This is a genomic window from Gordonia sp. B8661-1 (genome assembly GCF_059427765.1).
The window spans coordinates 18,110-30,069 of the sequence record NZ_JCAHRL010000011.1 but is presented as its reverse complement, the minus strand read 5'-3'; the positions used below and the strand labels follow the sequence as shown (position 1 = coordinate 30,069).

Annotated in this window: 8 protein-coding genes; 4 read left to right on the top strand and 4 right to left on the bottom strand. The window is 66.8% G+C overall.

The window, feature by feature from the left end:
* Positions 1–233: 233 nt before the first annotated feature.
* The 4 genes from AC4JJG_RS18965 to AC4JJG_RS18950 all read right to left on the bottom strand — a co-directional run bounded on the left by AC4JJG_RS18965 (position 234) and on the right by AC4JJG_RS18950 (position 7,023).
* Positions 234–842 carry an FKBP-type peptidyl-prolyl cis-trans isomerase gene (locus tag AC4JJG_RS18965; RefSeq protein WP_495401953.1) on the bottom strand — a complete coding sequence of 203 codons (609 nt, stop codon included), beginning with the start codon at positions 840–842 and terminating at the stop codon, positions 234–236.
* A 73-nt stretch (positions 843–915) separates the two neighbouring features.
* The gene (gene atzF, locus AC4JJG_RS18960; RefSeq protein WP_495401954.1) at positions 916–2,691 is read right to left on the bottom strand and encodes an allophanate hydrolase; all 1,776 of its coding nucleotides are present in this window, start codon (positions 2,689–2,691) and stop codon (positions 916–918) included.
* 1 nt (position 2,692) lies between these two features.
* Positions 2,693–6,295 carry an urea carboxylase gene (gene uca, locus AC4JJG_RS18955; RefSeq protein WP_495401956.1) on the bottom strand — a complete coding sequence of 1,201 codons (3,603 nt, stop codon included), beginning with the start codon at positions 6,293–6,295 and terminating at the stop codon, positions 2,693–2,695.
* Positions 6,292–7,023, bottom strand: a complete 732-nt coding sequence (locus AC4JJG_RS18950; RefSeq protein ID WP_495401957.1) for a GntR family transcriptional regulator — start codon at positions 7,021–7,023, stop codon at positions 6,292–6,294. Before AC4JJG_RS18950 ends, uca begins: the two co-directional genes overlap by 4 nt.
* A 308-nt stretch (positions 7,024–7,331) precedes the next feature.
* Between AC4JJG_RS18950 and AC4JJG_RS18945 the strand changes: the two genes are divergently transcribed.
* The 4 genes from AC4JJG_RS18945 (at position 7,332) to AC4JJG_RS18930 (ending at position 11,943) form a co-directional block, all read left to right on the top strand.
* Positions 7,332–9,065, top strand: a complete 1,734-nt coding sequence (locus AC4JJG_RS18945) for a purine-cytosine permease family protein (RefSeq protein ID WP_495401958.1) — start codon at positions 7,332–7,334, stop codon at positions 9,063–9,065.
* A 180-nt stretch (positions 9,066–9,245) separates the two neighbouring features.
* Positions 9,246–10,496 carry an APC family permease gene (locus AC4JJG_RS18940; protein WP_495401959.1) on the top strand — a complete coding sequence of 417 codons (1,251 nt, stop codon included), beginning with the start codon at positions 9,246–9,248 and terminating at the stop codon, positions 10,494–10,496.
* A gap of 386 nt (positions 10,497–10,882) precedes the next feature.
* Positions 10,883–11,329, top strand: a complete 447-nt coding sequence (locus AC4JJG_RS18935; protein WP_495401960.1) for a hypothetical protein — start codon at positions 10,883–10,885, stop codon at positions 11,327–11,329.
* A gap of 65 nt (positions 11,330–11,394) precedes the next feature.
* Complete coding sequence (locus AC4JJG_RS18930) at positions 11,395–11,943, top strand: hypothetical protein (RefSeq protein WP_495401961.1); 549 nt, start codon at positions 11,395–11,397, stop codon at positions 11,941–11,943.
* The last annotated feature ends 17 nt before the right edge of the window (positions 11,944–11,960 follow it).

Sequence of the window (11,960 nt, the reverse complement as noted above, 5' to 3'; positions counted from 1 at the left end):
CCGGTAACTCACGGGCGTGTGCATGGGATCGTGCCACAGGGTTCCGGGCGATGCGGTGAATCGTCGAAAATTGCTGCCGCGATAGGCCTTTCGGCCACATGGCAGCGAGCATCGCGGTCGACGGCCATGACGAGTGGGCCGAACACACGATCCGGTCTTCGGCGATGGGCGGTCATCGCTATCCGCAGGCGTTGTCGATCGGCCGCGGTCGTGCGGCGGCCGATCGAGCGGGATCAGCCGGTGGCGCCGAGGATCTTGATGGCGAACACCAGGGTGTCGCCCTTCTCGATACCTGCTTCCGGGTTGCCCTCGGGGTAGCCGTCGGACGGCTGCATCGCCACCGCGACGGTCGAGCCGACACGTTGGCCGGCGATGGCCTTCTGGAAACCGGTGACGACTCCGTCGAGCGGGAACTCTGCGGGCTTGCCGCGTTCATAGCTGTTGTCGAAGACCTTGCCGTCGCGGCCGTTGACGCCCAGGTAGCAGACGCTCACGGTGGCGGTTTCCGGAACGATCTCACCGGTGCCCGCCTTCAGCGTGTGCACCTGGGTCTCGGTCACCGCGAACGGCGTCTCGAGGTCGACCCGGGGTGCGGCCGTGTCGGTGGAGCCGGTGACGCGCACGCTTCCCGATGTGCCGGCGTGTTCCCATTCGGGCTTGACGTCCTTGCTCGGCTCGGCCTGCGGGCAGGTGGTCGCCGCATCGGACGCGGTGGTCTCGGCGGGAGCGGTGGCGAGGGTGTCCGAGGTCGGTGACGACGCGGTGCTGTCGTCGGAGCCGCAGGCGGCGAGGCCGACGGTCAGGGCGGCAGCGGACAGGAGTACACCGAGTTTCGTCTTCACGGACGTCACGCTACAAGACCGGTAACGGCCGTCCGACCGTCACGCCGGTTTCCGGTGGCCGACGGTCGCGCGGCTAACGCGAGGCCAGATATCTCAACCAGTGACGATGCTCGGTGATGTCCTCGGCGTCGGCCACGACGTCGTGCGTGCAACTGAAACCGGGGACCCACCGCCCGTCGTCGAGTTCGACCGAGGTGAGGGCCATGGGCGCGGGCAAAGCCGCGAGGAAGGTACCCAGTCCGGCGGGGGAGACCGCGAACAACTCACCGTTGATCGACTGTCCCGTGCCGGGTTCGACGCGCACGAGGCCGGGTTTCGGGGGCGTCGTCGGCAGCGCGTAGAGCCGGTAGTCGTCGGTCGTATCCACTTCGCCGAGATAGCGCGCGCCGATGGCTTCGAGTTCATGATGCAGTGGCGCGCCTCGCCGGTGTGCCCCGAAGACCGCGAGCGGTACGGTGCCGGTCACGTCGGCGGGCAGAGCGATCATGTCACCGGAATCCGGTTGGCCGGCTTCGGCGAATCCCGTTGCCGCGACGATCCGTTCGGCGATGTCCAGGGCCACCTGATCACCGAAGGCCGGCGTGATCACCATGACGCCGAACGGCATCCCCTCGGCGGTGCGATGGCCGGGCACCGCGACACCGGACAAATCCAGCAGGTTGCAGAAGTTCGTGAAGGTGCCCATGCGCCGGTTGATGCCGAGCGGGTCGTCGTTGACCGCCGCGATGGTCGGATGTTCGGTGGTGGTCGGCAGCAGCAGACCGTCGAATGCTCGGAGCAGGTCCCGCGCGTGCGCGGTCGCTGTGCGCAGCGTGTCGAGATCGCGGACGAACTCTGCCCCGGATGCTCCCGCCGCATCCGAGATGATGGCCGCGACGGTCGGGTCGAGCCCGGCGCGATCGGCGGCTGCGGAGATGAAGTCGCCCACGGCGGCATGGCGTTCGGCGACGATGGCGCCGTCGTACAGCAATCGAGCGGCATCGAGGAGAACGGAGATGTCGACCGGGGTCACCCGGCATCCCGCCGTGAGCGCGGCGTCGACGGTTCGTTGCCACGCCGAGCGATAGTCGGCGGACAACGCGTCGAGCTGATGGTCCAGGGGCACGGCGAGACTCGGTCGTGCAGGTGCCGCCGCCGTCATTTCGGCAGGGAAGGCGCGGCTGCGCGGATCCTCGGAATCCGTCCTGGCGATCACACCGAGTGCGGTGGTCGCCTCCGGCAACGAGCGTGCGAACACCGTGACGGTGTCGTAGTCGACGCAGGCCGGTACGACGCCGTGGGTGGACACCAGACCGAGAGTCGGTTTGATCCCGACGATCTCGTTCAGTGCGGCGGGCACCCGCCCGGAACCCGCGGTGTCGGTGCCGAGTGCGATGTCGGCGATGCCGAGCGCGACGGCCACCGCCGAGCCCGAACTGGAGCCGCCGCTGACATAGTCGGGATGCCATGCGTTGCGCACCGCGCCGTACGGGCTGCGGGTGCCGACCAGCCCGGTCGCGAACTGGTCGAGATTCGTGGTGCCGATGACGATGGCGCCCGCCGCGGTCAGCAGGTCGACCGCGGTCGCCGATGACGACGGTACGTAAGCGAACCCGGGGCACGCCGCGGTGGTGGGCAGTCCGGCCACGTCGATGTTGTTCTTCACCGCCAGCAGGACGCCCGCGAGGGGGAGGTGGGCCCCACCGGCGAGCAACTCCTCGATCCTTTCGGCGTCGGCCAGAACGGCGGCGCGGTCCCGGAGGCCGATCCAGATCTCCGGACGGTCCACCTCGTCGATGCGGTCGAATGCCGCGTGGACACGGTCGACCGGACGGAGGTCGGCGATGGCGGGCAGGGTCTCAATGGTCATGTCAGGAGGCTCCGATCACTGCGAGTGGGGTACCCGAGGCGACGTGTGTCCCGGGTTCGACGAGGATGTCCAGCACCTCACCGGAATCCGGTGCGGTGATGGGCAATTCGAGTTTCATGGCTTCGAGGATGGCGATGGTCGCCCCGCCGGGGACACGCTCTCCGGGACGCACCTCCACGCGCCAGACGTTGCCCGCCATGGGTGCCCGGATGAGTGTGGCGCCCTCGGGGACGTCGATGTCGGCGACCGGCGCGGCCACGTCCGGCGCCGCGGATTCGTGGTCGAACTCGCCGGATGCCCGCCAGGCCGCCTTCTCCGCGTCGAAGGCTGCGGCTCGACGCCGGTCGACGGCGGCGATGTCCTCGGCGTGCTCGTCGAGGAAACGCATGTGATCGGCCAGGACGAACGTGCCGTCGGTGATCTCCGGTACGTAGCGTCCGGCGCGTGCCGCGGCGCGGAGTTCGGTGAGTTCATCGGGTGTCACCGGCTCCCATACGATGCGGTCGAAATACCTGAACAGCCAGGGCTTTCCGTCGTGGAACGCCGGGGTGCGGGCGTGGGTCGACCAGATCGGCAGCGTTCGCCCGACGAGTTGGTAGCCGCCGGGTGATGCCATCCCGTAGACACAGAGGTACTTGCCGCCGATGCCGACGGCGTCCGACGGTGTCCAGGTGCGGGCCGGGTTGTACTTGGTGGTGACCATCCGATGACGTGGATCCAGGGGGACCGCCAGTGGCGCACCGAGATAGACGTCGCCGAGTCCGAGTACCAGATACTCCGCATCGAAGACGGTGTCCCGGACGTCGTCGATCGAGTCGAGACCGTTGATCCGCCGGATGAATTCGGTGTTCGACGGCAGCCACGGTGCTTCCGACCGAACCCCGCTGCGATATCGGTCCATCGCCTCGGCGATGGACGGATCGTCGAAGCTCAACGGCAGCCGGATCTGCCGGCTCGGCACCGACAGGTCGTCGGCGCCACCGATTCCGGCCTCCAGTTCGGTCAGCGCGTCGACGAGCTGACGCTGTCCGATCGTGTCGGGGTCGATATGCAGGTGCAGTGTGCGCACACCGGGTGTGGCGTCGATGATGCCGGGGACACCGGCCTCGTCGATCGCCGCGGTGAGTGCGTGTACCCGCATGCGCAGCGCCAGATCCAGTGTCATGTCGCCGTACTCGACGAGAAGGTTGTCGTCCCCGGCGCGCTGATAACGCACCTCCGGACGGTCGGCCGTGCCGGGCAGCCGGGCCAGGGTGCCGTCGTCGGGGATGGAGGCACGCCTGCCGACGATCTCGGGGCCACGTCGCAAGGTCTGGGCGGTGGCATCGGAGACGGGCTCGAAGTGGACCGTGTCCCCCGGCCGCATCTGGCCGAGCTTCCAGCGTTCACCGGAGACGACGGTCACCGGACAGACGAAACCACCGAGACTGGGACCGTCCGGACCGAGCAGGATCGGGGTGTCGCCGGACACGTTGAGAGCGCCGACGCTGTACGGGTTGTCGTGCAGATTCGACGGATGCAGTCCGGCGTCTCCGCCGTCGGTTCGCGACCACTCCGGCTTCGGGCCCTCCAGGCGGATTCCGGTGCGATTCGCATGTCCGCCGACCCGCCACGGATGTCCGTAGAGTTGCTCGAGATCGGCGGCCGTGAAGTAGTCGGCCGATGCCTGGGGGCCCGGGGTCACCGCGACGTGCCAGGTGTGGCTGCACTGAACCGCTTGTGCCGCAGGTTCTTCGGCGCCGACCGTGCCGCCGGCCAAAGTCAGGGTGTCGCCATCGCGCAGATCCCGTCCGACGGTGCCACCGAATCCGCCGAGAGTGAAGGTCGAGGTGCTGCCGAGGTAGTCGGGCGCCGCGATGCCGCCTGCGATCGCGATATAGGTGCGCAGTCCTGCGTCGCCAGGGGCATCGACATCGAGGATGCCGCCGGCCGGTACCTGTGCGGCCACTCCCATGGGGACCTCGTCGCCGTCGATGCGCACCCGGGTGGGTGCGCCCGTGACGGCCACCCGAACGGAATCCACGAAGCGGAGCCTGGGGCCGGTGAGTGTGCATTCGATGGCGGTGGTGCCCGCCGGGTTTCCGACCGCGAGATTGGCTGCGGCAAAGGAACGGTCGTCCATCGGGCCGGACGGCGGGATGCCGACGTTCCACAAACCGAGACGTCCGGGCAGATCCTGCAGGGTGGTCGACGTGCCCGCGCGCACCACATCGATCCGGCCACGATCTCCGCGGGTGCCGTCGAGAGTGCGGGTGGTGTGGACGGCCTCGACGAAGTCGGGGAGCGCGAGTGCCTCGCCCAACTGCCCGACGTTGGCGGTGATGCCGAACAGCGCGGTGTTCGCCACGGATCGGCTCAATGAGGCGAGAGCGGAGGAGCGGTCCGCCGCACCGACGATCAGCTTGGCGAGCAGTGGATCATAGAAAGGGCTTGCCTCACTACCGGATTCGATCCAGGTGTCGACGCGGATGTCGTCGGGGAATCCGGCGGCGGTGATGACTCCGGGTGACGGGCGATAGTCGTCGGCCGGATCCTCGGCGTAGACCCGGGCCTCGATGGCATGACCGGTGATGGCCGGGGGAGTGGTCGCATACGGGGCGAGGTGACCCGAGTCGCCGCCGGCGGTCCGCAACATCCACTCGACCAGGTCGATGCCCGTGACGGTCTCGGTCACCGGATGTTCCACCTGGAGACGGGTATTCATCTCGAGGAAGGACGCCTCACCACGATCCACGTCGTAGACGAACTCGACGGTGCCCGCGGATCGGTAGTTGATCGACCGGGCGAGCGCGACGGACGTGGACAGGAGTTGCGCCTCGACGTCGGAAGACAGACCGGGGGCGGGAGCCTCCTCGATCACCTTCTGGTTACGGCGCTGGAGCGAACAATCGCGTGTGCCGAGGGGCACCACCATGCCGAAGCCGTCGCCGAAGACCTGCACCTCCACGTGGCGCGCGCGGGAGATGTAGCGTTCGAGAAAGACACCGGTGCTGCCGAAATGACTGCCGGACAGGCGCTGTACGCGGGCGAAGGCGTCGCGGACCTGTTCCCCGTCGTGGCATACCTGCAGGCCGATTCCGCCACCGCCGCCGACCGCCTTGACCATCACCGGGAAGCCGATTCGGGACGCCTCGTCGACCGCGTGGTCGGGCCCCTCCAGCAGTCCGGTCCCGGGCACGAGCGGCACACCGACGGCCCGTGCCGCCTCCCGGGCGGTGTGTTTGTCGCCGAAGACCCGGAGATGGTGGGGCGTCGGCCCGACGAACGCGATGCCGGCGTCCTCGACGCGAGCAGCGAATGTGGCGTTCTCCGACAGGAACCCGTAGCCGGGGTGAATAGCTCCGGCGCCGGAGGACTTCGCCGCGGTGAGGACCTTGTCGATCGCGAGGTAGGAATCGCGTGGATCACTGCCGCCGAGGTGCACGGCCGTATCGGCCTGCCGCACGTGCAGTGCGTCACTGTCGGCATCGGAGTACACGGCCACGGTCCGCAGACCCATCCGTCGTGCGGTACGGATGATGCGGCAGGCGATTTCGCCGCGATTGGCGATCAGTACGGTGTCGTAGCCGAGGCACTGCCGGCCGGTGGTGTGAGAAGTGGTCATCGGAAGGCTCGTCCCATCTCGGTGGTGGCGGGTTCGGTGCGGTCCATCGCCGACATCGCGGCCTGGACGCGTTCGATGACGACATCCAGTGACGCACCGATGTGATTGCGGAGCAGGTCTTCTGCGCGCAGCAGATGGCCGTCGAGCAGGGCGTCGACGATGGCGAGATGTTCGTCGATGGTGACCTCGATGCGCATGTTGACCATGAAGTCGTACATGCGGACCCGTCGGATCCGGAGATTGATCGACTCGAGCGTCGTCACCATCTCGCGGTTGCCCGAGGCACGGAGCACCTCGAGGTGGAACCGTTCGTCCTCCAGCACGAAGCCGGGTTCCTGTTCCGGGGCCTCCAGGGAGAACGCGATCCACCGATCACGCTCGGCGGCAAGCACATCCCGGTCATGCGCGACGTCGGGATTGTCGATGGCCCGGCGGATGCCGGCGAGTTCGACGGCCAGTCGTAACTCGTACAGATCCCGGACGCCCCTGAGCGTGGGACGGACCGGTGCGAATCCGAACTCGCAGCGCCGGATCAGTCCCGCCGCGTGCAGGCGACCGAGCGCCTCGCGCACCGGAGTCCGGGACACCCCGAAGAAGGAGCTGACCTTCGGTTCGGTGAGCCGGGCGTCGGGACCGATCTCGCCGTCGAGCAACGCTCGTCGGAGTTCGTCGTGCACCCGGTCCCCGCGCGAGGGCGCGGCGGTGCCTGTGTACAGCTGCGTCGACATGCCTGTGGACGCTATTGACCAGTGATGTTGTCGAAATTGCGGTGACGTTCCGGCATGATGTCGGCCCGTTTCGGTTGCGTGACAAAGTGCAGCATGCAGTCGGTGCCCGCGCCCCGATTGTGCGCTTGGTCACACCGAGGCGACCTGGGCTGATGTCCTCGCGGAGTGCTCCGTCCCCGCGTCACCGTCTCGCGCGTTACCGACCGGAAACCGTGCCGTAGTTGCCGTGACAAAGACCGTTCTTAGCGTTTGCGCCCAAGTCCACGCCGCGATGATGCGGGCTGGTCGTCCGAGATGAAGGAAAGCCCATGTCTAACGAATCGATCAAGGATCAGGTCGAGGAATTCACCGATGATGTCGGTGACATCGAAAACGCCGAACACTCCATCATCGCCACCGGGGCCGCGGCCGCCGCGATGCGAGAAACGTTGGAGGACTACACATTGCGGTTCGCCCCCCGGAGCTACCGCAAATGGGGCCCGGGCGTCGTCGCCATCTCCGCACTCGGTGGTATCGCCTATCTCGCCGACTTCGCGATCGGCGCGAATGTCGGTATCGCCAACGGCACCGGAAATGCGTTGCTGGGCATCGGATTCTTCGCCATCGTCGTCGTCCTGACCGGATATCCGCTGGCCTACTATGCGGCCCGCTACAACATCGACCTCGACTTGGTCACGCGCGGAAGCGGATTCGGCTATTACGGTTCGGTGCTCACGAACGTCATCTTCGCGTCGTTCACGTTCATCTTCTTCGCGCTCGAGGGCTCGATCATGGCCCAGGGCTTGTTACTGGGCTTGAAGATACCGCTCTGGCTGGGCTACCTGGTGTCGTCGGTCCTCATCATTCCACTGGTCATCTACGGCATGAACACCCTCGCGAAACTCCAGGTCTGGACCACGCCCCTGTGGCTGGTGATGATGGTTCTCCCGTTCGCGTACTTGGTCTTTCGTCATCCGGACGCCATCGGCGACTTCTTCGCCTTCGGTGGTGTCGACACGGCGACCGGTGAGCATCTGAACAAGGGCGTGAGCTTCGCGGGCACGATGCTGGCTGCCGGCGTGTGTCTCTCGCTGATCGCGCAGATCGCCGAGCAGATCGACTACCTCCGTTTCATGCCGCCGAAGACCCCGGAGAATTCGCGTCGCTGGTGGACCGCCGTGCTGACCGCCGGCCCCGGTTGGGTGTTCTTCGGTGCGATCAAGCAGGTCGTCGGCCTGTTCCTCGCCGTCTATCTCATCGGCATCACCATGGACAACGCGGGCATCGCGAATCAGCCGGTGCATCAGTTCGTGGAGGTCTACCAGGACTTCCTGCCGCATTGGCTGGCCTTGACCCTTGCCGTCATCCTCGTCGTCATCAGTCAGATCAAGATCAACGTGACCAACGCCTACTCAGGGTCGCTGGCGTGGACGAACAGCTTCACCCGCGTGACGAAGACCTATCCCGGTCGCCTGGTGTTCCTCGTCTTCAACGTGGTGATCGCGATCGTGCTGATGGAGGCGGACATGTTCAGCTTCCTGAACAACCTCCTCAACTTCTATGCGAACTGCGGTATCGCGTGGATCGTCGCCGTGGCGTCGGATATCGCGATCAATAAGTATCTGCTCGGCATCTCGCCGAAGCAGCCGGAATTCCGGCGCGGCATGCTCTACGCCGTCAACCCGGTCGGCTTCGTCTCCGTGATCGTCGCGGCGGGCGCCTCCATCCTGGTGTACTTCCACGTCTTCGGTGATGCCATCCAGCCCTATTCGCCGCTCGTGGCGCTGGTGCTCGCGCTGGTGCTCCCGCCGATCATCGCCCTGGCCACCAAGGGGCGGTACTACCTGCGACGTACCGACGACGGCATCGACATCCCGATGTACGACGAGCACGGGAATCCCACCGATGTGCGTCTGACGTGCTGTGTCACCGGTATCGACTTCGAGCGGCCGGACATGATCGCATCGGCGAAGCCCGGGCCGAACGGGGAAAAGCAGTACATCAGCTCGCTGGCGCTGTCGTGTGACAAGACCGGCGAACACGTTCTGCCCGAACAGAAGTAGGAAAACGCACGCAGACCGGTCACCGGCGGCTCGTCGGTGACCGGTCTCGTGCTGTCCACACGACCGTGATCCGTGGGTCCGCCCGGTGCTTGGGATGAATTCTTCGCGTCCGTGGGGCGACAACCGTATCGGAGACATTGGTCATCGACTACCGTGTGCTCCTCGTGGGGAGGTCGCGCCGTGTCGGCAGGTGAGTCGGGTCTCGAGCGGCGACTCGGTGTCGGCGACGCGGTGGTCGTGGGGCTCGGTGCGATGGTCGGCGCCGGGATCTTCGCCGCGCTGGCGCCCGCGGCGGCCGCGGCCGGATCCGGACTGCTGATCGGACTGATCCTCGCCGCGATCGTGGCCTATTGCAACGCGACCTCGTCCGCGCGTCTGGCGGCGCGGTACCCGCAGTCTGGCGGAACGTACGTCTACGGCCGCGAGAGGCTCGGGCCTTTCTGGGGCTATCTGGCGGGGTGGGGGTTCGTCGTCGGCAAGACCGCGTCGTGTGCGGCCATGGCATTGACGGTGGGGGCCTATCTGTGGCCGTCCCAGGCGCGTGCGGTGGCGGTAGGTGCCGTGGTGCTGGTCACCGCGGTCAACTATCGCGGTGTGCAGAAGTCGGCACTACTGACCAGAGCTGTTGTCGCGGTGGTGCTCTCGGTACTCGCCGCGCTCGTGATCGCCGTTATCGGCGCGGGAGCGGTCGATGCCGACGGATTGGCGATATCGACGGACGTGTCGGCGTACGGAGTGCTCCAGGCCGCGGGACTGCTGTTCTTCGCGTTCGCAGGCTACGCACGGATCGCGACGCTCGGTGAAGAGGTGGTCGATCCGTCGCGGACGATCCCGCGAGCCATCCCTATCGCACTGGGCGTCGCCCTCGTCGTCTACGCGATCGTCGCGGTCACGGCTCTGGGGGTCCTCGGTCCCGATGCCCTGGCGGCCTCGAACGCACCACTCGTGGACGTCGCGGAGAACGGGGGAGTTCCGGGTCTGGCGGTGGCCGTCGGTATCGCGGGCGGGGTGGCTGCCGTGGGGTCGTTGCTGTCGTTGATTCTCGGGGTGTCCCGGACGACCCTGGCCATGGCGCGCGATCGTCATCTACCGCCCGCCCTGGCCGCGGTCCATCCGCGATTCCGGGTGCCGCACCGCGCAGAGGTCGCGATCGGTGTGATCGTCGCGGTCCTCGCGATCACCGTCGACGTGCGCGGTGCGATCGGGTTCTCCTCCTTCGGCGTGCTCGTCTACTACGGCATCGCCAATGCGTCGGCAGCTACGTTGCGTGCCTCCGAAGGGGCGCCGGCGCGAGTGATCCCGATCGCCGGCGGCCTCGGCTGCGTGGCGCTCGCCTTTACCCTCCCGGTGTCATCTGTGCTGGCCGGAGCCGCGGTCATCGTGCTCGGCGCGGCCGTATACGGCCTGCGCACGGCGGCCGGCCGCCGGTGACGGTGAGTCACGCGCCCTTACGGCGCGGGATGAAAGTCGCGTCCGCGGCCGCGCGTTTTCGCTCACGCTGAGCCTTCAGCGCCGCACGTTTCTTCTTTCCGCTCGAATTTCGTTCCGACATTGTTGTGTCTCCTTTTCTGTGGAAATGTTCGCCGTGCTCGATACCTGTGGACCATAGCCAAGAAATTGTTTTTGTCCAGTCTCGCCGCGTTTGCGTCAGGTGCGGTGTGGACACTGTCCGCGCGGGAGCCTGACCAGGCGACATGGTTCTGACGGGAGTGTGCTGGTGGTCGGTGGACCCGCTGGACTTTTATTTTTTCTGGGCTATGGTCGGGGTAACGTCGCAGTCTAGAAAAGTGCGCAGTCAAGAAAAGGATGGGTGCGTCGTGAAAACCAACGTCATGGAATGCCGGGTGCGGCTCTGTGCGTCGCCGCAGCGTTTGCGGTTTTTTCTCGACCAGGCCGATGCGGTGATTTCCGCACGCATTTCACAGCGGGTGCAGTGGTCGCGTGATGTCACCGACGGCGAATCGATGCTGCTCCGCAGGCAGTGGGAGAGTGCGAACACCTCGGAGCCGGTGGCGTCGCCGACGGTCAGCGACATCAGCTGGGTCTTCGCGGACCGGTCGGGACATCTCACGGCCGCCCGGCTGGAAAGCCTGTCGCGCGACATCCTGGCCAACCTGGAGGGTCCACGGCGGACATCGACCGACGAGACCGTTCCGTGGATCCTGACCCTGGTCTCCAATCCGGATGCGGCCGCCCGGCGTGCGCTGTCGATCCGTCATCGGATGCGGGATCTCACCTCGCCCATGCTTGCCGAGGTGCACTGACAGGCGTCGCGAATCCGTGGCGCGGAGAACGGAGCTATGACATGAGTGCGCCGATGAGCGTGATCATGAGGAGTCGGGGAACCGACGGATCGGTGGCCGACCCCGTGGCCCTGGTATCGGAGCCGACACCCCTGGCCGTGGAGATTCTCGCGGCCGCCCCGGGCGGTACGCCGGTGGATGTCGTCAACCCGAATCTGCCGATGGCGGATCAGCTGTCGACGTCGGGCCAGCCACTCGCGGATGTGTTCTCCGGACGTGACTTCCAGACCTATGCCGTTGTGGTGCGCCCGCCCGCACCGGTGTCGCACCGCTTCGCCCTCTCCACCTGGCGCGACCGCGTGGCGGCCGGTACGAGACTCGCTCGCGCAACGGATCTCGTCGTCGGGACATCGACGGCCCTGGCCCGATGCCGGCTGATCGTGGTCGTCGACGCACGTGGGTCGACGCTGGGTCGACGACGTCTGACCTCGTGGGTGCGTGACGTCGGTCGTGGGTTGCGGTACGAGACCGAGGTCAACGGCACTCCGGTGGACGACTTGTCCTTCGTGGTGATCGACGATTCCCTGGGCGACGCCGAGGCGGCCCGTCTGCTGTGGCGACGCCACCGGGAGTGAGCAAGGCCTACGCCACG

What these genes read in the sequence shown, in the direction of transcription:
- uca (WP_495401956.1), bottom strand. Translation starts at nt 6,295, where the DNA reads ATGACCACTTCTCACACCACCGGCCGGCAGTGCCTCGGCTACGACACC.
- AC4JJG_RS18950 (WP_495401957.1), bottom strand. Translation starts at nt 7,023, where the DNA reads ATGTCGACGCAGCTGTACACAGGCACCGCCGCGCCCTCGCGCGGGGAC.
- AC4JJG_RS18930 (WP_495401961.1), top strand. Translation starts at nt 11,395, where the DNA reads ATGAGGAGTCGGGGAACCGACGGATCGGTGGCCGACCCCGTGGCCCTG.
- AC4JJG_RS18945 (WP_495401958.1), top strand. Translation starts at nt 7,332, where the DNA reads ATGTCTAACGAATCGATCAAGGATCAGGTCGAGGAATTCACCGATGAT.
- atzF (WP_495401954.1), bottom strand. Translation starts at nt 2,691, where the DNA reads ATGACCATTGAGACCCTGCCCGCCATCGCCGACCTCCGTCCGGTCGAC.